The sequence below is a fragment of the Paraburkholderia sediminicola genome (assembly GCF_046026895.1).
Taxonomy (GTDB): domain Bacteria; phylum Pseudomonadota; class Gammaproteobacteria; order Burkholderiales; family Burkholderiaceae; genus Paraburkholderia; species Paraburkholderia sediminicola_C.
Window position 1 is genome coordinate 1 of sequence record NZ_JAQQEU010000096.1, and the last position, 21,843, is coordinate 21,843.

Sequence of the window (21,843 nt, forward strand, 5' to 3'; positions counted from 1 at the left end):
CCGGACCTGGTGCTGGCGAGCGCGGCAGGACTGGCGACAACAGCGGCGGACAGCACGCACCAGGCTAGCGTGAACGACCACGCAATCACGGCAGGCCGCGACTACAGCCTGTCGGCGGGGCGTTCGTACCATGCCTCGGTACGCGGCTCGATCTCGCTGTTCGCCTATCAGGACGGCATGAAGTTCTATGCGGCGAAAGGCGGGGTCGAGTTGCAGGCGCAGAGCGACGAGATGGCGCTCGCTGCGCTGAAGGACCTCACGATCACCAGCACGGACGGCAGGATCGTCCTCAACGCAGCAAAGGAAATCTGGATCGGCGCGGGCGGCTCGTACATCCGGATCACTGGCAGCGGGATCATCAACGGCTCGCCGGGGCCAATCATGGAGAAGGCGCCGAAATGGGGCAAGCAGGGCGCATCGTCCATCCGCGCGCCGTTACCGGTCATGCCTGCGACGCCACTGGAGCAGAATCCCGCCGAGCTTTACACGCAGAAGTTTGATGTCAGCACAGTCGCTGAAAATCTGGGGGACGGGCTGACCCTCGCTAACCAGCCCTATCGTATCTACCTGCCTGACGACACGCTCAAACAGCAGGGCATGCTTACCGATGGTGCAACACTAACCGTCTTTACGGCGGAGCCAATGAAGGTCAGATGCGAGATTGGAGCTGGAGATTGGGACGTAATCGAAGACGCTTATGACCACCACGAACTCGAAGATGGTTCCGAACGGGCTTGAGATCAGCTTCTCCTTTTAAAGTGACTTGTCAAAGGTAACAGATGGCACAACCGCATCACACGCCTCAACCGGCGGTCTCCAAGGTTCAGTCATCGCCCTACGTGGAAGCGACTTTCGTCTTCAGGGATACCCTGCAAAAGCCTATTGAAGGGCTGTCTGTGCAGATCAAGGCCGGCACGGGTGCGCCGTCAGCGCCTGCGTGGAAATTCGGACCAGACCGCGATGATTCGCCAGCTACAGATCCTGCATTGGCACCCCCAGCGAACTCGTCCGCGCCAATGCTGAGCAACAGCACGAATGCAGTGACCGACAAGGACGGCTACGCCGTGACCATCCAGAATGCGGCCCGGAACCAGCCGATCGACGTGCTGGTGAAGAATCAGCGTGGCGAATTCGTATGGAAGGCGACCGTGACGCCTAAAAAGGATGTCAGTGCCTACACGATCCTCAGTCCCGAATATCACCTGGAAGCGACGACGAATCTAACGCCGAAGGAAGAACTGGAGCAGAACCTTGATCTACCCGTCGTGAAAGAGGGCGAGGCCATGACCATTGAGCGGCTTGTGAAGGAGTTCGGGCCGTACATCGGTTGGTCGCAGAAGGTCACCGAGCAGGGCAAGGTCAGGAAGGATACGCCGACACGCAAGAAGGATCTGACAGAAGATGAACAGACCCACAAGAAGAAAACCCAAATCACTATCGAGCACCACTACAAGATAGTCGATACGGGCAAACCGACGACTGTCGCATTTAATGTGCTGGGGTCGCGGCTTAACTATCCAAAAAGCGCAGTAATATCGGACGCACAGTTGAAGAACATTGCCCTGGAACTCAGATGTGAGGCGGCGTCTATCAGAGCGATGATCGAACAGGAAGCGTCGGGTTCAGCCTACCTGGCAAACGGACTTCCCAAGATCAGGTACGAGCGTCACTTCTTTTTTCGGCTATCACTACCTGAGAAAGAACGGGCGAATTATAAGAAAGCAAAAAATCCATACCCGCAGTTCTCCGACATATGTTTTCCGATTCTTGGTGGTTATGGACCCGAAGGCTTGCACCAATATGAGCGATTGGTAAAGGCTGCGGCCGTCGATTTCGAAGTGGCTTTGAAGTCATGCTCATGGGGTATTTTTCAGATTATGGGCGAATACTTCAAATCATGCGGATGTATAAGCGTGACTGAGATGGTCAACGCAAACATGACTAGCGTTGATAAGCAGGCAGAGCTATTCGTTTCCTTTCTTTGCAACGAAAAGCCCGTTGTCATTAAAGGACTCAAGGAAAAGGATTGGGAGAAGGTGGCGCAAGGGTATAACGGAAAGTACTGGAGGACCACGAATCCCGGCTATGCAAAAAACCTTGAGAAATTCTACAATGAATCCAAATAAAACAATTGCAGCACTTTCAATCCTTGGTATTTTATTATTTTCTTTTTCAAGCAGAGCCGACACTGCATTAATTTTCGATTCACCAAACCTTCTTGCGTTCAGGCAAGGGAATCGCTTAGTAGGTTTCTATGCAGCTGAGAATGAAAAATTTTCGTGCGATTTCCTTTTCTTTTCAAATCACGATGGAAAAAACATCAGGCGATAATCGGCTACAAAGACACGGAGCTTCTAACGTTTGTTCAAAGTGAGAATCGTCCGCTTTTCACTCAACGGGACCGCGATTTCGACGTATCCGGCGTTCTTTATAGCGACGGAGATCGGTGGGTCCTGCAGACCGATACTGAACAGGCGGGCTGTGGGAATGCAATGGGCGGATTTGGTTTTCCACCATCCGATCGATCAATCAATAATTTCTTTGTCGAAAAACGCATCCAGGCGATCGGTATACGTACCGTTATTCGTAAATCTTATCTACATGATAAGACAACCACGTCTTTTTCTCGCCGAAAAGCATATTTGACTGCGAGCGATAACGTCCTCGTTTTGCAGGAAAGAGACGGTTTCTCGTACGTCCGTTTCTCTGATCCAAGATCCTATGCTGCCCACCCCGGCGCGCTGACGCTCGGCTGGCTCCGCTCCGCTGACCTCGTCAACCCGTTCCCGCCAGCGAGCAAACCATGATCGAGCTTATGCCCCTAACCTCTACTGCGCTGCGGGGGAAATTACTCCACAGAATTATGCCCATACTCTGGGACCAACCAGAAATAACGGGTTCACATGAAGACAGACGGGAAACTCGACAGGAACTGGCTCAAAGGTGCGCTGGGCGACGCGATGCACGCGGTGCTATGCGGCGCCGGCCACAACCTCCGGACGATCCTGAGGAAACTACGGCTTCTTTGCGTCTTTATTCTGGCTGCGTTGCTTAACCGCCGCATTGCTGCGCTCCCATCGCCGTAACGCCGATGGTCGGCAAAACGAATTGTTCAGGAATGGCTAATGAAAAGGAAATTCATCACATGGGGGTATATTGCATTCGTGTTTTTCTCGCTCCCTTGTTTTGCAGATGATGCGAGCAAGCATGTTACGAGATATGGCCAGCTAGCGGTTAATAAGGCGGGAATGTTGACATTTCGTGGGAGGCCCGTGTCTCCCAATATCACGGGAAACAACGGATTGAGCATATTGAATTATTTTAAAATGACCGATTCTGATGTTGTGCTGGTACGTGATGACGGTGGTGAGTCGTGCCCAGCAAAGTATTATTTTGCCACGATAAATCCTCATGGCGTAACGATATCCAGTCGCTTCGGAAGTTGTAGCGACCTCGCGGTAGTAAGAAAACTTAACGACTCGGTCTTTGTGACAACGCCTGATTACACCGGGGACAAAGACTCGCGATCGGCCGTGGCAAAACATACATGTAGATACCGGTACGCCAACGGCGTAGTGACGCAGTTACCGCCAGTGGGCGGTCGTTTGCCGTGCTCGGGCGACTAGCTATCATCGAGGGCAATGAGTCGATGTGCGACAACGGCGGGCCCCTGTCATGCGAGCAACTTGCTCTGCTCGATCCCGAGTCTGCACAATGGCTTTTCGTGCCGCGCGCCCTGATTGAGTACACACCCGATGAAGGAGATCACGCACGGCATCCGCAGCCACTTGCGTGGACGCCTGAGAAAATGTGCACGCTCGCCGCAACGCGTAACGTGCGTTGCCTGACAGTGGGCTCTGCGACTGGCTCTGCAAGAGTGAAAAAGGTGTGCACAGCAAGTCATCACTGCTTTGCCCCGCTGGTCAGGGTGAGAGATGGAAGCTGATACCCAGCGTGCGAAACAGTCGCCAGGCGTTCCCGTCCTCCAGAGGAACTGTCGGGGAAGTCCATGCAGGCTTCGCAGCCACGCGCAGCGGCCGATGTCTGACGACAGGTAGACAGGCATCAAGCCTCAAATGAAATACGAGTGCGCACTGAATCACTGCGGACTGGCGCGCCTTCACCTGCACGCGGTTGTTCGCATTGAGCGCCGCGTTTTCGCCCCCACCCAACACCCCACCGCCCGCCCCCCTTCACCCACCCCGCCCCGCCTCCCCAGCCGCTTCAAAAATATCCCGCAGCCACTGCGCAAACACCCGCACACGCGACGACAACTGCCGGTTCTGCGGATACAACACCGAAACCGGCATCGGCGGCGGCGGAAAATCCGCAAGGATGATTTTCAACCGCCCCGCCGCGAGCTCTCCCGCGACTCGGTACTGCGGCACCTGCACGATGCCGAGCCCCGCGAGCGCCGAGCCCGCATAGAGATCGGCGCCCGTCACCGACACCGCCGATGGCAAAACCATCGCCGTATCACGCCCGTCGATGCGGAATTCAAGAGGCACCGGCTTGCCGGTTGCGCTCGACACGTAGTTCACCGCCCGATGCGCGGCCAACGCCGACGGCTCGTCGGGCTCGCCATACGCTGCGAGATACGCCGGACTCGCGACGGTGACCTGCGGCAGCAGCGCAACGCGCCGCCCCACCATCGACGAATCCTGCAGATTGCCCGCGCGCAGCACGCAGTCGATCCCCTCGCGCACCAGATCGACGAGGCGGTCGTCCTCGCCGATCGTCAACTCGATGTCGGGAAACCGCGCGAGAAACGCTGGCAACGCCGGCACGACGAAGTGCCGCGCCAGCGTGCCCTGCAAATTCACCCGTAGCAGGCCCTTCGGCGCGAGGTTCGAAAACGAGCCCTCGGCTTCCTCCAGGTCGGCGATCAGCCGCACGCAGCGGCGGTAATACGCTTCACCGTCGTGCGTGAGCCGCACCGTACGGGTGGTGCGTTCCAGCAGCCGCGCGCCGAGCCGCCGCTCCATGCGCTTCATCAGATTGGTGACGGTGGCGCGCGGAATCTGCAGGTCGTCCGAAGCGCGTGTAAAACTCTGCCGCTCGGCAATCCGCACGAAAACCCGCATTTCCTCGAAACGATCCATGTTCGACGCCCAGCGACAGTCCGGCCGCTCATTGTTAAAACAAATGGAATGATGATGCTCAGTCTAATCTGATTATCTGTGCCTGGAAAGCGTCCATGATTCCTCTTACCCACTCACCACGCTGAAGGAAACGAATCATGAACACGCTCCACAACGCTCGCGTCGCTATCGTCACCGGCGCATCCCGCGGCATCGGCGCTGCGGTCGCGCAACGTCTCGCGAAGGACGGCTTCGCCGTGGTCGTCAACTACGCGTCCAGTTCGAGCGAAGCCGATGCGCTCGCCGCCGGAATCAAGGCCACCGGCGCGCAAGCAATCGCGGTGAAAGCGGACGTGTCGAAGACCGGCGATGTGCGCCGCATGTTCGAGATCACCGAGCAACAACTCGGCAAGGTCGACGTGCTGGTCAACAACGCCGGCGTGCTCAAGACCGTGCCGCTCGCCGACACCAGCGACGCGCTGTACGACCAGACCTTCGACATCAACGTGCGCGGCACCTTCAACACCTTGCGCGAAGCCGCCGCGCGGATGAACGACGGCGGACGCATCGTCAACTTCTCGAGCACCACGCTCGCGCTGAACATGCCGGGCTACGCGGTCTACAACGCGACCAAGGCCGCCGTCGAAGCATTCACGCATGTGTTCGCCAAGGAACTGCGCGGCCGCAACATCACCGTCAACGCGGTGGCGCCGGGTCCGATCGCGACGTCGCTGTTCCTCGAAGGCAAATCCGAGGAACAGATCCAGACCTTCGCGAAGATGCCGCCGCTGCAACGCCTTGGCCAGCCTGACGATATCGCTTCGGTGGTGGCCTTCCTCGCCGGCGCGGATGCGGCCTGGGTCAACGGTCAGATCCTGCGCGCGAACGGCGGCCTTGCCTGATGCAGCAGGCGGATTCGTTTCGCCGCCGCGTTCCAGGTCGTATCACTTTCATCGAAACGGAGAAGCAAGATGCACAAGAACGTCATCCTGGTCACGGGCGCCGGCACGGGCATCGGCCAACTCACGGCTCAGGCGTTGGCCGAAGCAGGCCACATCGTCTACGCGACGATGCGCGACATCGCCGGCGCAACAAGCCGTGCGCCGATGCAGTGCGGGCGCTCGCCAGCGCGAAGGACATCCAGTTGCGGCCACTCGAACTCGACGTGCTGTCGCAAGCTTCGGCCGACGCCGCCGCCGCGACAATCGTCCATGAGCAGGGACGGCTCGACGTGGTGATGCAAAACGCCGGGCATCTGGTGGTCGGCCCGACAGAAGCGTTCACGCCCGAGGAAATGATGCAGGTGTTCGATACCAATCTGCTCGGCGCACATCGCGTGAACCGTGCGGTACTGCCTCATCTGCGCGAGCAGGAAGCCGGTTTAATGGTGTGGATCAGCAGCTCGACGACCAAGGGCGGCTTTCCGCCGTTCCTCGGTCCGTACGGGGCCGCGAAGGCCGCGATGGATTCGCTGGCGGTCACGCTGGCCTACGAGATCGCGCGCTTCGGCATCGAAACGTCGATCGTGGTGCCGGGTGCGTTCACGCGCGGCACCCAGCATTTCCCGAGCGCCGGCAAGCCCGCCGGCACCGAACGCGCCGCCGCGTATGCACGGTATGACGGCGTGATGGACCAGATCGCCGAACGCCTGTCCGAACTCACGCCAGACGACGCCGATCCGCAAGCCGTAGCCGACGAGGTCGTGCGGATCGTCGGGTTGCCATCCGGCGAGCGGCCGATGCGCTCGGTGATCGACTTCATCGGCGACGGCGCGCGCGAAGTGCTCGACGTATCGGAGCGCGTGCGGATCGAGTTCGCGATGCGGATCGGCATGGGCGATCTGCTGGAAGCGCGGGTCAGGCGTTGAGGGGCAGCGAGGCTTGCACGTGTGCACGGGTGGCCCGGGGTTGCGTGCTGCGTGCACCTCGCCGTTCGTTTATTGCTTGCCACTATCCGTGACTGCCAGGACCGACGCGTCCCACCCACCATGACACGACCCGCCCTAATCGCGTGCGCGGCGCTGCTGCCGTTGCTCGTCGCCGCCTGCGATGCACGTCAGCAACCGCCCGACGCTTCCCCGACCACGCGGAGCACGACCATGGAACCTTCAGTCACCTATCTTCATCTGTTGAAGCACACACCGTTCTTCACGCACCTCACGACCGCGCAGTTGCGCTGGGTGATCGACCGCTCGCGCGAATGGGAAGCACGCGCCGATACCGTAATCGCACAATGCGACGACCGCGCGCCCGGCGCCCGGGATCAGGCCATGTGGATTCTGCTGGACGGAGGCTGGCAAATCGAGTCCGGCGGACACGCCTATCCGGCGGCTCATGCGAGCGCGGGCAAGTGGTTCAGCGCGGCGCAGACGTCCGGCTCATGTCACCTCGTCACCACCGAACACAGCTATGTGATGAAAATCGAACGCGCCGACTTCGACGCGATGCTCGCGCAAGGTTTCGCGTTCGGCCCGCATGTCGACGCGGGCCGCCGCTACTACAGCGAACTCTTCGCCGCTCCGGCCTCGCTCACGAAATAACGCTGGGCCGAAGCGACGCGCGTGAGCCTGACGCGTTGCGTGACGAGCGCGCTCACACCGCCTTCGGATTACGCTCCGCGAATCCTTCCTGATGCCAGTACGGATACGCGGGACGCACGGCGCTCGCCGCGTCGAGTTTCGCGACCTGGTCGGGCGTCAGATTCCAGCCCACCGCACCGAGGTTCTGCCGCAGCTGCTCCTCGTTACGCGCGCCGATCAGCACCGTCGACACCGTCGGCCGTTGCAGCAGCCAGTTCAACGCGATCTGCGGCACGGTCTTGCCGGTTTCGGCGGCGAGTTCGTCGATGGCATCGAGCACGCGGAACAGATACTGGTCCGGCACCGGGGGCCCCATGTCGGCGGTCTTGTGCAGCCGGCTCGAATCGGGCAGCGGCTGGCCGCGCTTGATCTTGCCGGTCAGACGCCCCCAGCCGAGCGGGCTCCACACCACCGCGCCCACGCCCTGGTCGATGCCGAGCGGCATCAGCTCCCACTCGTAGTCGCGGCCGACCAGCGAGTAGTAGGTCTGATTCGCGACGTAGCGCGGATAGCCGTAGCGGTCCGCGATGTCCTGCGACTTCATCAGATGCCAGCCGGAGAAATTCGACACGCCCGTGTAGCGGATCTTGCCGGCGCGCACGAGATCGTCGAGCGTGGACAGGACTTCGGCGATCGGCGTCCTGGCATCGAAACCGTGCAACTGGAACAGGTCGATGTAATCGGTCTGCAAGCGCTTGAGCGCCGCATCGACCGCCTGGGTCAGATGGAAGCGCGACGAGCCGACGCTGTTCGGGCCGTCGTCGAAACGGAAGGTCGCCTTGGTCGAGATGATCGCCTTGTCGCGCTTGCCCTTGAGCGCTTCACCGAGCACCGACTCCGATGCGCCCTTCGAATAGATGTCAGCGCTGTCGAACATCGTGACGCCCGCGTCGAAGCAGATGTCGATCAGACGACGCGCTTCGGCGACGTCGGTCGCGCCCCACGCCTCGAAAAACTCGCCCTTGCCGCCGAACGTGCCGGTGCCGAAACTCAGTACCGGCACCGTGAAACCGGATGCACCCAGATGTCTGTATTCCATTGATGTATCTCCGTAGCCTAGCCGTCGATAAACGGACGTTCAGTCTACGCGCGTCTGGGCAAACGTGTCGGCGGATGGGCGGGGTGACGAAGCGTCGCTTGCAAGCACGATGCGCCCCGCTGTTCGCCGCGCCACTCGTCCAACTACGCGCCGCCCGCCGACGAAGCGCTCAACTCAGCCAGTGCATCGCGCGTGGCTTGCATCACGCTGTCCCAGTCGCCCAACGCGGGCTGCCTGAACAGCCTTGCGCACGGATACCACGGCGTGTCGCGGCGCTCCAGCAACCAGCGCCAGCAGGTGTCGAAGCGGTTCAGAATCCAGACGGGCCTGTTCAGCGCGCCGGCCAGATGCGCCGTCGACGTGTCCACCGAAATCACCAGATCGAGATTGGCGACCAGCGCGGCGGTGTCGGCGAAATCGTGTAGTTCCTGCGTGTAATCGGCGACGCGCTCGCTCAGTTCGCTACCCGACAACTGCGACGCCGCCGCGCCTTTTTGCAGGCTGAAGAAGCGCACGTTCGGCACATCGAGAAGCGGCGCGAAGCGCTCTAACGCGATCGAACGACGAGCGTCGATCTTGCGCAGTTCCGCGACGTGCGAGCGGTTTTCGCCCGCCCACACGAGGCCGACTTTGAGACGTCGATCCGTCCGGGCGTCCGCTTTTGCGTCCGGTTTTGCGTCGACCCGCTCGCGCCATGCGCGCGCGGCTTCGAGGTCCGCGAAAAGATAAGGCGTCGCCGCCGGAATGCTGGCCTCGTCCGTCCTGAACGCGAGCGGCAGACTCAGCAGCGGACAGTGGCAATCGAACGGCGGCAACGGGTGCCCCGCTTCGACCAGCTGATCGACACCGTCGAGCGTGGACATCAGTCGCATCAACGCGGCCGGCACTTCGAGCACGACCTTCGCGCCGAGCTTCGACACCAGCGTGGCATAACGGCAAAACTGCAGCGTATCGCCGAGACCCTGTTCCGCGTGCAGCAGAATCGTCTTGCCGTCGATCGAAAAATCGCCGCGCCACAGCGGCTGCGCGAAGCCGCGCCGGTCCGCCTTGATCCGTGCGCGCTCCCAGCGCCATTCGTACTCGCGCCAGCCGGCTTCGAAGCGGCCCATTTGCAGCAGACACAGCGCCTGGTTCCAGCGCGTTTCCACCGACGCGGGATCGATCGCGAGCGCACGTTCGTAACTCGACAGCGCGTGCGCGTGCTGGTTGAGATCGATCTGCGCGAGGCCGAGATTGTTCCAGGCATCGGCGAACGCCGGCGCCAATTCCAGCGCGCGACGATAGCTGCGCTCCGCTTCCTCGGGCTGGTTCAGGTCGCTGAGCGCATTGCCGCGATTGCTCCACGCAGCCGCATAGTTCGGCTGCAACGCGATCGCGCGATCGCAGCTGGCGAGCGCTTCGTCGGCGCGGCCCAGGTCGCGCAGCACACCGGCGCGATTGTTCCAGGCGACCGCGAATTCCGGCACCCACGCGATGGCGCGATCGAAACTGGCGAGTGCATCGAGCGGTCTGTTCAGCGCGGCTTGCGCGTTGCCGCGATTGTTCAGTGCGTCGGGAAAGTTCGGCTGTAGAGTCAGCGCGCGATCGGCGCTCGCCAGACCTTCGCCATGGCGCTGCAATTCGTTGAGCGCGTACGCCAGGTTCGAATGAACCGGCGCCTGTTTCGCATTGACGGCGAGCGCCTTTTTGAGCAGCTCGCTGCCCTCTTGCGCACGGCCCGTTTGCAATGCGAGTTCGCCCAGCAATTTCAACGCGTCGAAATGACGTGGCTTGAGTTCGAGAATCTCGCGGTAGAGTTCTTCGGCCTCGACGATCGCGCCGTTCTGTTGAAGCGCGATGGCTTGCCGAAGCATATGGTCCAACTGTTGCGGCAGATTGCCGGGCTTGCTCATACGGTCAGCTTTGATGGAAGGCGCGGGAAATCGTCGATGAACATCGGTGAACTTCCGGCGCGCGGCTGTCGTGCGAAACGCGGCACGCAGCCAGCGCGGGAGAAAGAGGCGATTATCGCCGAAAAGCCCCGCATCGGACCATCACCGGCAAACCGCGCGAAGCGCGGTCCTCATGGCTGCCGAAGACGACGCGCGTCACGCCCATGGCGTGGCGCGCGCGACATCACCTTACTGAACCGTGCTGGACAGATGCTTGCGCTTGGCGAGATCCTGCGCCATCGCGTAGTGCTCCTGGATGGTCGGCAACGCCTTCTTCGCGGCGTCCTTCAACTGCTCGTCGCGGCCCGCCGCGATTTCCGCCTGGAACGCCGACAGCGCCTTCTGTTCGCCGGCGAGCGCGACCTGTTCGATATAGACCTTGTCGAATTCCGCGCCGCGCAGATTGTTGATGCTCGCGAGTACCGCCGCATCGGGATCGTTCTTCGGCACGTCGACCCCGCGCGGGCTCGCCGCGCGCAGCGCGTCGGAAATCTTTGCATTGTCGCTCGACACGCGTTCGGCAAATGCCTTCACGTCGCGGTCGGTGGAACGCGAGGTGGCGATGCGCGCGGCGTCGCGTTGCGTCGCGACGGCCTTGGTGCCGTCCGCGATGAACGTCTGGTCGGCGGCGTGCAAACGGCCGGTGTCCGCCGCGGCTGCGGCTGGCGCGGTCTGCGCGCTGGCCGTGGTGGCGACAACCAGAAGGCCTGTCATGCAGGCGCTGGCGAGGGTGGCGAGAGGCAAGCGGATCATACGTTCTCCTTGAGGTGGAAGCGAAACAACGGTGCGTGTGCGCCTCGAACATCGCGCCGCGCCAATCCTTTCAGCGGGCTTGCGAGTGGCCGACGGCGCCACGCTTTGATCGCTGTCGATTCTATGAGGCGCGTCGCGGACCATGTGAAACGATGCTGTCGCTTCTGTAACGGTAGGTAAGCTTCATATGAATGCCACGTTGCACGGGGTATGAGGTTTTTTCAACGCGCGGATGTGCGCGTCGACCGGATCGAGCGTGGACTTCGCGCAGTCCGCGCGATCAAAAACGGCCAGAAAATGCTGAATTTTTCGGCATCCGCGCCGATAACTGGAAAAGTAAGCCACGCGCCAGCACCGAGCGAAGCATCTGCCACGCGGGTCACGCAGCGCAATTCCGGAGAGATTCGATGGCAGAAGAACATCGCGCCCATCACGAACGCAGCAATCTGACGAGTTCCAACAGATTCGAGTTGTTGGTGTACCGCCTCGGTACCGTGCCCGGCAGCGACACGCACGAGCTGTATGGGATCAACGTCTTCAAGGTTCGCGAAATCTCGACGATGCCGCCGGTCACGCCGATTGCCGGTTCGTCGCCGTTCGTGATGGGCGCGGTGGATATTCGCGGGCAGATCATTCCGGTGATCGACTTGCCGCGACTGATGGGCTGCGAGCCGACGCGCGGCCTGAACATCCTGCTGGTCACCGAATTCGCGCGCTCGACCCAGGCGTTCGCGGTGGAGGAAGTGGACGATATCGTGCGGCTGGAATGGAACCAGGTGTTGTCCGCCGACGGCGCGGCCGGCGGCAATCTCGTCACCAGCATCGCCCGCATCGACGGCAACACGGGCGACTCGCGGCTCGCCCAGGTGATCGACGTGGAGCAGGTGCTGCGCGATGTGTTTCCGTCACAGCACCCGAGCGTCGATCCCGCCTCGGTCGGAGAAGCGCTGGGCATCCGCCGTGGCGCGAAAATCCTCGCCGCCGACGACTCCGGCTTCGCGCGCAAGCTGATCGAACAGGCGCTGAGCGCGATCGGTGCGGAGTACGTAATGACGAAGACCGGCGAAGAGGCCTGGCACACCTTGCAACAGGTTGCGCACGAAGCGCAGTCGAGCGGTGCGCGGGCGAGGGACAGTATCGCGCTGGTGCTGACCGATCTCGAGATGCCCGAGATGGACGGCTTCATGCTGACACGCCAGATCAAGTCCGATGAGCGGCTGCGCGATATTCCGGTGATCATCCATTCTTCGTTGACGGGTGCGGCAAATGAAGCGCATGTGAAGAACGCCGGCGCGAACGGGTACGTGGCGAAATTCGCAGCGGGGGAGCTGGCCGCTGCGATTCGGAATGCGTTAGGGACGGTGGCGGCGTGAAGTGGCGGGAGCGGTTGATTGACTGAGTGGTCGGCGCTTTGTCGTGGGGCCCGGCGCCGACGCCGCTCTTTGTCGAACCTCCGGCGCCGGTTAGCCTCAGCCCTCGCTTGCGACCCTCTTGAGCCCGAGCGAAAACACCACACGCCCCGTCTCGACACACATCGTATTGAGCCGCTCCGGCGCATGAAACGCATCGAGCTTCGCGCGTTGCTCCACGGTCCCGATGTCGAGCAACGCAAGCAGTTCCGCCGTCACCGCATACAGCACGTCGAGATTGCCGTCCTCGATCTTCACGGCAATACCGAGTGCGCCCTCGGCACCCGCTCTCGCGGTCTGCGCCGATGCGCGCACGCCGATCGCATAGCTGCCGTCCGCGCCGACCTTGCCGACCAGCGCGCCGCCGAACGCCTGCATCAACGCGGTACAGAAGCGGCCCTCGCCGGCCACCAGTTCCGGATAGCTCGTCATCGCGCGATAGATCCTCGCCAGCGCAGCCGTGCGCGATGAAATTGCCGACCCGGCCGCATGCTCGTCCTGCGCCGCGGCCAGCTTCGCAAACAGCCGCGCGAGGCGGTCCAGAGGAAACGCCGGCGTCGGCAGATTGCAACCGTCGATCGCCCACACCACGGCGTCGTCCGGCAGATCGCACACGTCGGCGACCGTGTGCTTGACGCGCACCTGCATCGGATGCTCGGGCCGTTCATAACCCCCGATCGCCGCGCCGATCGAACGTGCGCCAGCCAGCATGCCCGCATGCTTGCCGGAACAGTTGCTGCACACGGCGCCCGGCGTGAAGTCGCGCTTGAGCCAATCGATATACACCGCGTCGGATAGCGGTGGATGGCCGCCGCAGCGCAAGTCCGCTTCGCTCGTCTGCGCTTTCGCGAGCATGCTGCGCGCGCGTTCGATATGGTGCGCCTCGCTGCTATGCGAGGCGCACATCAGCGCGAGGTCCGCTTCGTCGAAGCCGAAACGCTCGAGCGCGCCGGTCTCCAGCACCGCCAGCGCCTGCGCCGGCTTCGCGGCGGAACGCGCGAGGGTCACGCGCGACGGATCGCCGAAGGAATACAACAGCCGGCCATGCCCGTCGACCACCGCGACATGCGCAAGATGCGTGTTTTCAATCGCGTCGCCGCGATGGACTGTCGCCGCGATCGGCGCGTTTTCGTGCAGGGTCATGCCGTTCTCCTAGGAGTCGCGCCGGCAGTGCGAGCGCACTGAATTGTCGGCGGCGCGAGGGATTCTACGTTCGTTTCGTGGATCGAACCAGGGCGCCGTCACGTTGCGTCGTGAGCGTCGTGAAGATGCTCGACCAGGTAGTCGATCAACGCCCTTACCTTCGGCGGCAGGAACCGGTTCGGCGGATACAGCAGCCACACCGAGCCCACGTAGGCGCGCGCGACGAGCTGCCAGTCCGGCAGCACCTGTACCAGTGCGCCGCTTTGCAGGGCGTCGGTTGCGGCAAACTCCGGCACGCTCGCGATGCCGAAATCCTGCTGCGCGGCTTCGAGCCGCGCGAGCGCATGATTGGCGATATAGCGTCCCTTTACATCGACGCTTTGCGATTCCGCGCCGCGCCGGAAGCGCCAGCGGTTGTCATCGGCGGTTTCGCCTAGGTAGATGCACGCGTGCTTCAGCAGATCGCGCGGCTGTGCCGGCGTGCCGTGCTCGCGCAAATACGCGGGCGATGCCACCGGCAGCCAGCGCACCGCGCCCAGCCTTCGGCCCGCCAGACCTTCCGGCGGATGTTCGGTCAAGCGGATTACCAGGTCGACATCGTCAGCGAGCGGATCGACGTCGTGGTCGGTGAACAGGAGTTGCAGGTCCACCTCGTCATACGCGCGCAGAAAGCCCGCGACCAACGGATGAATCACCGCCCTCGCGAACTGGGTCGGCGCGCTCACGCTGACCTTACCCTGGGGCCTTGCGGCCAGTTGCCCGGCGGCGTCGACCGCGGCCGTCGCCGCGCTCACCATGTCGCGGCAGAATCGCGCCACCTGCGCGCCCGATTCCGTGACCCGCACCGCGCGCGTAGAGCGTTCAAGAAGGCGCGTCGCGAGTGCGTCTTCGAGCCGCTTGATCTGGCGGCTGACCGTGGACGGCGTGCTGCCCAGCTGTCGCGCGGCCACCGAAAAATTGCCGGCATCGACGACGCGCGCAAACACCGCCATGTCCGGCAGCAGCGCGAAAAGCTCGTTTGGGGTCATCTGGACAGGCTCGCGGGCAGGTTTTAGATTAATGCATTCGCGACATAAAAGCTGTGCGCGCCGACCCGATTATCTTCCTGCGCGCATAGTTCGACAATATGCGCTCCATTGCTTTGGCCAAGGTCCGCCATGTCGAAACAAGAACGTCTGCTCCTGCTGTCCGATCTGATGCTGCTCGCGGTCGCGGTGGTTTGGGGTACGAGTTACGGCGTCGTCAAGAGCGCGCTGGTGTTTTATCCGGTGCTGGGTTTGCTGGCGCTGCGCTTCGGCATCACGTTCGTGATGCTGTCGCCCGCATTGCGCCATCTGCGCGCCGCCGATCCCCGCACGCTGCGCGGCGTGCTGATCGCCGGCATCCTGCTGCTGGGCATATATCTTTGCGAAACCTTCGGCATCCTGATGACACGTGCCGCCAACGCCGCGTTTCTGATCAGCCTGTGCGTGGTGCTGACGCCGCTCGTCGAGTGGCTGTTGCTCCAACGCAGGCCGAGCCGCATCGAATGGGCGGCGGTGGCGCTGTCGTTGCTCGGCGCATGGCTGCTGGCCGGCGCCGGCGCGCTGAGTTTCAATCCCGGCGATGCGCTGATTCTGCTCGCCGCTTTGCTGCGCGCCTTGACCGTGTGCGTGACCAAACGCGTGATGCGCGATTCGGCACTGCCGCCTTTGTCGGTGACCGCCGTGCAGTCGGGCGTGGTCGCGTTCGGCAGCGCGGCGGCGGCCTGGCTGTTCGTGCCGCAACAGTGGCGAGCGCCGCCCGCGCTCAGCGGCCACGCAACGTTCTGGGCCTACGTCGCGTATCTGGTGCTGGCTTGCACGCTGTTCGCATTCTTCGCGCAGAACTTCGCGATCAAGCGCAGCAGTCCCACGCACGTGTCGCTGTTGATGGGCAGCGAGCCGGCGTTCGGCGCGCTGTTCGCTTGCATCTGGTTAGGAGAACGGATTTCGACGACCGCGTGGGTCGGCGGGGCGCTGATCGTCGCCGCATCGATCCTGGCGACGGTGCGCTGGCGTGCATGGGGTACGAGCGTGGCGCGGGCGTGACATACCGCACTGCGCGCATGCCCGCACACGCCACGCGCCTGCCGATCAACGCGCCGCGACGACGCCGCGCTCGCTCACCACTTCACCTCGCTGCAACACATACGCGAGTCGTTCGCCGTGGCCGGTCAATACGCCAATATCTTTCAGCGGATCGCCGTCCACCACCAGCAGGTCGGCAATCGCGCCCGCGCTGACAACGCCGAGCTTGCCCTTCAGAGCGACGATGTCCGCGGCGATCGTGGTGGCCGAGCGCAATGCTTCGAGATTGCCGAGCACCTCGGCGCGAATGCGCAGCTCGTCGCTCTGGAACGTGTGCATCTCGCCGAGCAGGTCCGAGCCGAAGCCCATCGGCACACCGGCCTGCGCGTAGATCTGCAACGAGTCGCGCCCCGCCTGCCGCACGGTTTCGATCTTGGCGATCGAATCGGCCGGCAAGCCGTAATCCGCGCCGTGTTTGGCGAGCGCATCGTAGGTGACCAGCGTCGGCACGACGAACGCGCCGTGCTCGTGCATCAGTTGCGCAGCGGCTTCGTCGACGAGGTTGCCGTGCTCGATGGTGCGCACGCCGCAGCGAATCGCGCGCGAGATCGCGCGGCCGGTGTACGCATGCGCCATCACGTAGGTATTGGCCGCTTGCGCTTCGGCGACGATCGCGCGGATTTCGTCCTCGGAGTACTGCGTGTTGCTGACCGGATCGGTCGGCGACGCGACGCCGCCCGACGCCATGATCTTGATCTGCGTAGCGCCCTTCTGAATCTCTTCGCGCACGGCGAGGCGCACGGCATCCACACCGTCGACCACACGCGCAATCGCGCCCGCTCGAAACGCGCATGAACACGGTTCGAGCACGTCGCCGCGGGGCCGGAAATCGCCATGGCCGCCGGTCTGCGACAAGGCCTTGCCCGACGGGAAAATCCGCGGCCCTGGAATCAGGCCGCTTTCGAGCGCCTGCGTCAACCCCCAATCCGCGCCGCCCGCATCGCGCACGCTGGTGAAGCCGCGTCCGAGCATCGCCTTCAGAATCGGTAGCGCGCGAATCGCGGTGAGGATGTTCGGCTGCGCCGCGTTCACGCCGAGATTCGCGCGCGAAGCCAGCACGTGCACGTGACAATCGATCAGCCCTGGCATCACCGTCTTGCCGCGAGCATCGATTACGCGCGCGTTCGGCAGATCGACGGGACGGTCGGTGACTTCGACGATATGGCCGTTCTCGATGACCACATGATGATGTTCGAGCAACGCGCCCTGCGCCAGATCGAGTATGTTGCCGCCGCTGATTACCGTAATGCTCATTGATGTTTTCCTGACTGGATGAAGGAATCCGTCCGCTCTCGCGAGACCGGACGCGGCCCGGCGCGTCGCCTCAGACGCGGCCCCGGCGCGGATCGCGCACGAAGAAAGTGCCTGCGAGGCTGATGGACGCGGCGATCATCACGTAGATCGCGGGCGCCATGTTGCTGCCGGTCGACGCGATCAGCCACGTGATAAAAAACGGTGCGAAGCCGCCGAAGATCGTCACCGCGAAGTTGTAGGCGACGGACAGTCCAGTCGACAACACACGGGTCGGAAACAGTTCGGAGAACGCAGCGAGAATCGGCCCGGTGTAGGCAGCGATCAGCAAGCCGAACACGCCTTGGAACACCATCAGCGCAGCGAGGCCCGGCGCGCTGTTGATGTACGCGAACATCGGCCATGCGAGCAGCAGGATCAGTGCGGCCGCGCCCGACAGAAAGACGCGGCGGCCGAAGCGGTCCGCCAGCTTGCCGACCACCGGGGAGAAGCACATGATCATCAACCCGCCGAACATGCCCGCGAGAAAGCCGGTGGATTGCGGCAGATGCAGGATGCGCACCGAATAGGTCGGCATGTAGAACAGCAGCACGTAGGTGCACACCGTCCACAGGATGACCATCGAAAAGCTGGCGAACGCCTCGCGTGGAAAGCGTTGGAACACATCGGCGAGCGGCGAATCGTTCTTCGCTTCGTCGGCGACCGCGCTGAAGGCCGGGGTCTCGTCCATGCGACTGCGAATGAAGTAGCCGACCGGCCCGATCAGAATGCCGATCAGAAACGGCATTCTCCAACCCCACGAATGCAGCGCGTCCGCACTCAGATTCGCGGTCACGAACGTGCCCACTGCAGCGCCGAGCAGCACCGCGAAACCGATGCTCGACTGGATCCAGCTCGAATAGAAAGCACGCTTGTCCGCAGGCGCGTATTCGGTGAGAAAGGCGGTCGCGCTGCCCATTTCACCGCCGGCCGAGAAGCCTTGCAGCAGGCGCGCGATCACGATCAGCACCGGCGCCCACACGCCGATCTGGTCGTAGGTCGGCGCGAGGCCGATCAGCGCGGTGCCGCCCGCCATCAACAAAATGGTCAGCGAGAGCGCCGCCTTTCTGCCGACCTTGTCCGCGTACACGCCGAGCACGATACCGCCCACCGGCCGCATGAAAAAGCCCACGCCGAAGGTCGCGACGGCGAGCAGAAGAGAGGTCAGTTCATTGCCGGTCGGAAAGAACAGCTTCGCGATGATCACCGCAAAGAAGCTGTACACGGTGAAGTCGAACCACTCGAGCCCGTTGCCGAGCACGGTGGCGATGATGGCGCGCCGCCGTTGCTGCGCGAGCGTATCGACGGAGAGTGCGACGTTCGATGAAAGCGTTCCTTGCATGGTCCCTTTCCTCATCTGGCTGCCTGTCAGGCGGAAGTATCCGCAACGCGCCACGCCGTGATCGAGCGGCGCCTTCGCATGCATGACGCCGATCCTAGAGACACCTGATTTTTTTCCGAAACGAAAGATTCGCATGCATGCATGCGCGCAGCGCATGCGAAGGGTTAATCAAGCGATAGTCAGCCCACGGCACTCCCCGTCTGCTCGTCGGCCTGTTCGAACAGCCAGCGCGTGAAAACACGCGCAGCCTGGTTCTGCGAGCGGTCATTCGGCGACAGCACGTAATAGCCGCCCCCGTGGCTCGCCGAAGCCTGCGTCGCGCGCACCAGCATGCCATCGCTCAGACAGGCGTCGATCATGTGCCGCCAGCCGAGCACGATGCCCTGGCCGAGAATCGCCATCTGCACGAGTTGCGGATAGTGATTGACGACGACCGTCTGCGGCGACGCCGGCATCTGCACGCCGTTCAGACGGAACCATTCGGGCCACGACATCCATTGCCGCTGACCGTCTTCCTGCATCAGCAAGGTTTCATGCGCCAGGTCGGCGGGTTCCAGCACCCGGCCGGCGAGATATCCGGGCGAACATACCGGGTACACCTCTTCGTCGAAGATGCGGCGCGCGGTGAAATGCGGCTCGGCGCGCTGGCGGCTGTAGTACAGGCCCACATCGAATTCCGCGGGCGACAGCGACGCGAGCCCGTCGCGCACGATCATTCTGATCTTGACGTTCGGATACGCGGCGCGGAAGGCGCCGAGCCGCGGCGTGAGCCACAACACCGCGACGCCGGACGAGCACGCGATCGTCAGTTCGAGATCGCCGTAGCGCTTCATCACGTCGAGCGTGGCTTCGGAGCAGGTGGCGAGCAGCCACTGCACATGCTTCGCGTAGCCTTCGCCGGCGATCGTCAGGCGCAACGCGCGGTGCTCGCGCACGAACAGCGAGCGGCCCAGAAAGTCTTCGAGCTGGGCGATCTGCCGGCTCACCGCGCTTTGCGTCAGATGCAGTTCGGCGGCGGCCTTAGTGAAACTCGCATGCCGCACGGCCGATTCGAACGCGACGAGGCATTGGAGCGGGGGTAATGGGGCAATGCGCATGATGGAGGTTGCCGAGTGACGATCGCGTCATCATAGCGGGTGCGGGTAGCGGCTCGGTCATGCGGGTCGACGTTGTGTGACGGATTCGATTCCACCCGGCACATCCCGGCGATCACCGCGCCGCCGATTCATCACACGCTAGTCGCCAGCTCCTCTTCACGTTCCAGCGAGCGAGTGCGCCGCAATTCGGGAAACAGCTTCATCCATAGCAACGCGACCGTGATCGTCGCCATGCCGCCGACCAGCACGGCCGGCCGTGCGCCCCACCACCCCGCCGTCACACCCGACTCGAATTCGCCCAATTGATTCGATGTCCCGATGAAAAGCGAATTGACGGCGCTGACACGTCCGAGCATCTCATCGGGCGTGCGCAATTGCACGAGCGACAACCGCACCACCACGCTGATGGTGTCCGATGCGCCCAGCGCCATCAGCGCGAACAGCGACACGAAGAATTGATGCGACAGCCCGAACACCACCGTCGCCAGACCGAATGCGATCACGCCGCCGAACATCGCGGCGCCGGGCCGGTTGCGCAACGGAAAGTGCGCGAGCCAGATGGTGCCCGCAAGCGCGCCGATCGCGGTGCCCGAGCGCAGCAGACCGAGACCGAGCGGCCCCGCGTGCAGGACGTCGCGCGCGAAGATCGGCAACAGCGCCGTCGCGCCGCCGAACAGCACCGCGAACAGATCGAGCGACAGCGCGCCGAGAATCACCGGCTCCTTGCGGATGAACGCGATGCCCGAGAAGATCGACTCGAGCGTCACCGGCGCGCGGCTCGCCGGCCGGGTTTGCAGCGGGATGCTCCACACGGACGCGGCGGCGGCCGCGAACGACAACGTGCACGCGAGATACGCCGCGCCAGGACCGATGCCGTACAACAGGCCGCCCAATGCGGGGCCCGCGATCTGCGCGGTCTGATTCGCGGACGTGGCCCACGCCGTCGCCTTGGGCAGATATCCGCGCGGCACGACCGCGGGCAACAGCGACGCGACCGCTGGCGATTCGAATGCGCGCGCCGCGCCGACGCATGCGGCCAGCACATAGATGACCGGCGCGCTGATCCAGCCGCCGAATGTGCCGAAAGCGAATAGCAACGCAGCGACGCTTTCGAGGCCCTGGCAGATGGCCGCGATGCGGCGGCGGTCGTAGCGGTCCGCGACGTGGCCGACCACGAGGGTCAGCACGAACATCGGCAGAAATTGCGCGAGGCCGACCAGACCGAGTGCGAACGCGCTATGGGTGAGCGCGTAGATGTGCCAGCCCATCGCGACGGCGAGCATCTGGAACGACAGCGAGGAGAGGATGCGGGTGCACCAGAAGCGTTGAAACGGCGGATGCTTCGGCAGACTGAAGGTGGGCGAATCAGTGGGATCGGCTGGAGACGGCGGCATCGGTGTGTTGCTCTTCATTTAGCGGGCTTGGGCGGGCGCTAGTTTAGAGCAAGATGATCGTATTGGCTGACGGTTGGCGCCGATTGACGGGTCTTGATGTAGTAGCCGCCCGCTTCCGCGAGTCGGACTCGTTCGCGCCCAAGCGCATGAAGATGAGCTCTTTTGCAGGTTGGATCAAAGGATCCATCGTTCAATAATCAACCTATAATCACATCGGATATTGAACGGAATTCATCAATGCCGCGCGCTGGCCTTTCAGAACTGACCGCCTTCGTCACTATTGCCGAGCAGCGCAGCTTCAGCGCCGCCGCCCGGGTGCTGGGACTCTCGCCTTCCGCGCTGAGTCATGCGATGCGCAACATGGAGGCGCGCCTCGACCTGCGCCTTTTCAACCGGACCACACGATCGGTTGCGTTGACGGAAGCGGGCGAGCAGTTGCTGCGTCGCGTCGGACCGGCGCTCGCCGATCTCGACGATGCGGTTCAGGAAGTCACGGCGGCACGCAACCGGCCGTCGGGCACGATCCGGATCAGCGCTTCCGAGTTGGCGGCGAAACAACTCGTGCGCAATGTGCTGCCGGGCTTTTTCGGCGAGTATCCGGACATTCATGTCGAGTTCGTCGTGGATTCGCGGCTCGTCGATATCGTTGCTGATGGCTTCGATGCGGGCATTCGAGTG

At 62.9% G+C, this 21,843-nt stretch carries 18 protein-coding genes and 2 pseudogenes; 10 read left to right on the plus strand and 10 right to left on the minus strand.

Annotated features, from left to right (window positions below):
- The 4 genes and pseudogenes from PQR02_RS35610 to PQR02_RS35625 form a co-directional block, all read left to right on the plus strand.
- On the plus strand, positions 1-738 hold a 738-nt coding region (locus tag PQR02_RS35610), incomplete at its 5' end, for a DUF2345 domain-containing protein (protein ID WP_408242583.1).
- Between the two features lie 41 nt (positions 739-779).
- Positions 780-2,126, plus strand: a complete 1,347-nt coding sequence (locus PQR02_RS35615; RefSeq protein ID WP_408242584.1) for an N-acetylmuramidase family protein — start codon at positions 780-782, stop codon at positions 2,124-2,126.
- A gap of 153 nt (positions 2,127-2,279) precedes the next feature.
- The gene (locus tag PQR02_RS35620; RefSeq protein WP_408242585.1) at positions 2,280-2,807 is read left to right on the plus strand and encodes a hypothetical protein; all 528 of its coding nucleotides are present in this window, start codon (positions 2,280-2,282) and stop codon (positions 2,805-2,807) included.
- Between the two features lie 93 nt (positions 2,808-2,900).
- Positions 2,901-3,086: pseudogene (locus tag PQR02_RS35625) on the plus strand (IS5/IS1182 family transposase); the annotation flags it as partial.
- Positions 3,087-4,193: 1,107 nt separating this feature from the next.
- Here the strand turns inward: PQR02_RS35625 and PQR02_RS35630 are convergent.
- A complete protein-coding gene (locus tag PQR02_RS35630) occupies positions 4,194-5,102 on the minus strand; it encodes a LysR family transcriptional regulator (protein WP_408242586.1) in 909 nt (302 codons plus the stop codon).
- Between the two features lie 137 nt (positions 5,103-5,239).
- Between PQR02_RS35630 and PQR02_RS35635 the strand changes: the two genes are divergently transcribed.
- From PQR02_RS35635 to PQR02_RS35645, 3 genes and pseudogenes are all read left to right on the plus strand, one after another.
- The gene (locus PQR02_RS35635) at positions 5,240-5,983 is read left to right on the plus strand and encodes an SDR family oxidoreductase (protein WP_408242587.1); all 744 of its coding nucleotides are present in this window, start codon (positions 5,240-5,242) and stop codon (positions 5,981-5,983) included.
- Between the two features lie 69 nt (positions 5,984-6,052).
- Positions 6,053-6,948: pseudogene (locus PQR02_RS35640) on the plus strand (SDR family oxidoreductase).
- 231 nt (positions 6,949-7,179) lie between these two features.
- The gene (locus PQR02_RS35645; RefSeq protein WP_408242588.1) at positions 7,180-7,620 is read left to right on the plus strand and encodes a cyclic nucleotide-binding domain-containing protein; all 441 of its coding nucleotides are present in this window, start codon (positions 7,180-7,182) and stop codon (positions 7,618-7,620) included.
- 52 nt (positions 7,621-7,672) lie between these two features.
- Here PQR02_RS35645 and PQR02_RS35650 read toward each other — a convergent pair whose 3' ends face one another.
- The 3 genes from PQR02_RS35650 to PQR02_RS35660 all read right to left on the minus strand — a co-directional run bounded on the left by PQR02_RS35650 (position 7,673) and on the right by PQR02_RS35660 (position 11,382).
- Entirely contained in the window at positions 7,673-8,698 is a 1,026-nt protein-coding gene (locus PQR02_RS35650; RefSeq protein ID WP_408242589.1) for an aldo/keto reductase, read from the minus strand.
- A 143-nt stretch (positions 8,699-8,841) separates the two neighbouring features.
- Positions 8,842-10,590: a tetratricopeptide repeat protein gene (locus PQR02_RS35655; protein WP_408242590.1), complete on the minus strand. Its 1,749-nt coding sequence runs from the start codon at positions 10,588-10,590 to the stop codon at positions 8,842-8,844.
- 228 nt (positions 10,591-10,818) lie between these two features.
- The gene (locus PQR02_RS35660; RefSeq protein WP_408242591.1) at positions 10,819-11,382 is read right to left on the minus strand and encodes a DUF4142 domain-containing protein; all 564 of its coding nucleotides are present in this window, start codon (positions 11,380-11,382) and stop codon (positions 10,819-10,821) included.
- Between the two features lie 407 nt (positions 11,383-11,789).
- On the opposite strand from PQR02_RS35660, the gene PQR02_RS35665 reads away from it, so the two are divergent.
- A complete protein-coding gene (locus PQR02_RS35665) occupies positions 11,790-12,755 on the plus strand; it encodes a chemotaxis protein (protein ID WP_408242592.1) in 966 nt (321 codons plus the stop codon).
- A 96-nt stretch (positions 12,756-12,851) separates the two neighbouring features.
- Here the strand turns inward: PQR02_RS35665 and PQR02_RS35670 are convergent, their stop codons facing one another.
- Entirely contained in the window at positions 12,852-13,934 is a 1,083-nt protein-coding gene (locus PQR02_RS35670; protein ID WP_408242593.1) for an asparaginase, read from the minus strand.
- A gap of 98 nt (positions 13,935-14,032) precedes the next feature.
- Positions 14,033-14,962 (minus strand): LysR family transcriptional regulator, encoded by a 930-nt coding sequence (locus PQR02_RS35675; protein ID WP_408242594.1) that lies wholly within the window; start codon positions 14,960-14,962, stop codon positions 14,033-14,035.
- A 129-nt stretch (positions 14,963-15,091) separates the two neighbouring features.
- On the opposite strand from PQR02_RS35675, the gene PQR02_RS35680 reads away from it, so the two are divergent.
- Entirely contained in the window at positions 15,092-16,003 is a 912-nt protein-coding gene (locus tag PQR02_RS35680) for a DMT family transporter (RefSeq protein WP_408242595.1), read from the plus strand.
- A gap of 45 nt (positions 16,004-16,048) precedes the next feature.
- Here the strand turns inward: PQR02_RS35680 and PQR02_RS35685 are convergent, their stop codons facing one another.
- The 4 genes from PQR02_RS35685 to PQR02_RS35700 all read right to left on the minus strand — a co-directional run bounded on the left by PQR02_RS35685 (position 16,049) and on the right by PQR02_RS35700 (position 21,165).
- A complete protein-coding gene (locus PQR02_RS35685; protein ID WP_408242596.1) occupies positions 16,049-17,296 on the minus strand; it encodes a metal-dependent hydrolase family protein in 1,248 nt (415 codons plus the stop codon).
- Between the two features lie 70 nt (positions 17,297-17,366).
- Positions 17,367-18,674 carry an MFS transporter gene (locus PQR02_RS35690; protein WP_408242597.1) on the minus strand — a complete coding sequence of 436 codons (1,308 nt, stop codon included), beginning with the start codon at positions 18,672-18,674 and terminating at the stop codon, positions 17,367-17,369.
- A 179-nt stretch (positions 18,675-18,853) separates the two neighbouring features.
- Positions 18,854-19,771 carry a LysR substrate-binding domain-containing protein gene (locus tag PQR02_RS35695; protein WP_408242598.1) on the minus strand — a complete coding sequence of 306 codons (918 nt, stop codon included), beginning with the start codon at positions 19,769-19,771 and terminating at the stop codon, positions 18,854-18,856.
- Between the two features lie 131 nt (positions 19,772-19,902).
- A complete protein-coding gene (locus PQR02_RS35700) occupies positions 19,903-21,165 on the minus strand; it encodes an MFS transporter (protein WP_408242600.1) in 1,263 nt (420 codons plus the stop codon).
- A 237-nt stretch (positions 21,166-21,402) separates the two neighbouring features.
- Here PQR02_RS35700 and PQR02_RS35705 point away from each other — a divergent pair.
- Positions 21,403-21,843 (plus strand): LysR family transcriptional regulator (locus tag PQR02_RS35705; RefSeq protein ID WP_408242599.1); only part of this gene is annotated, 441 nt, incomplete at its 3' end.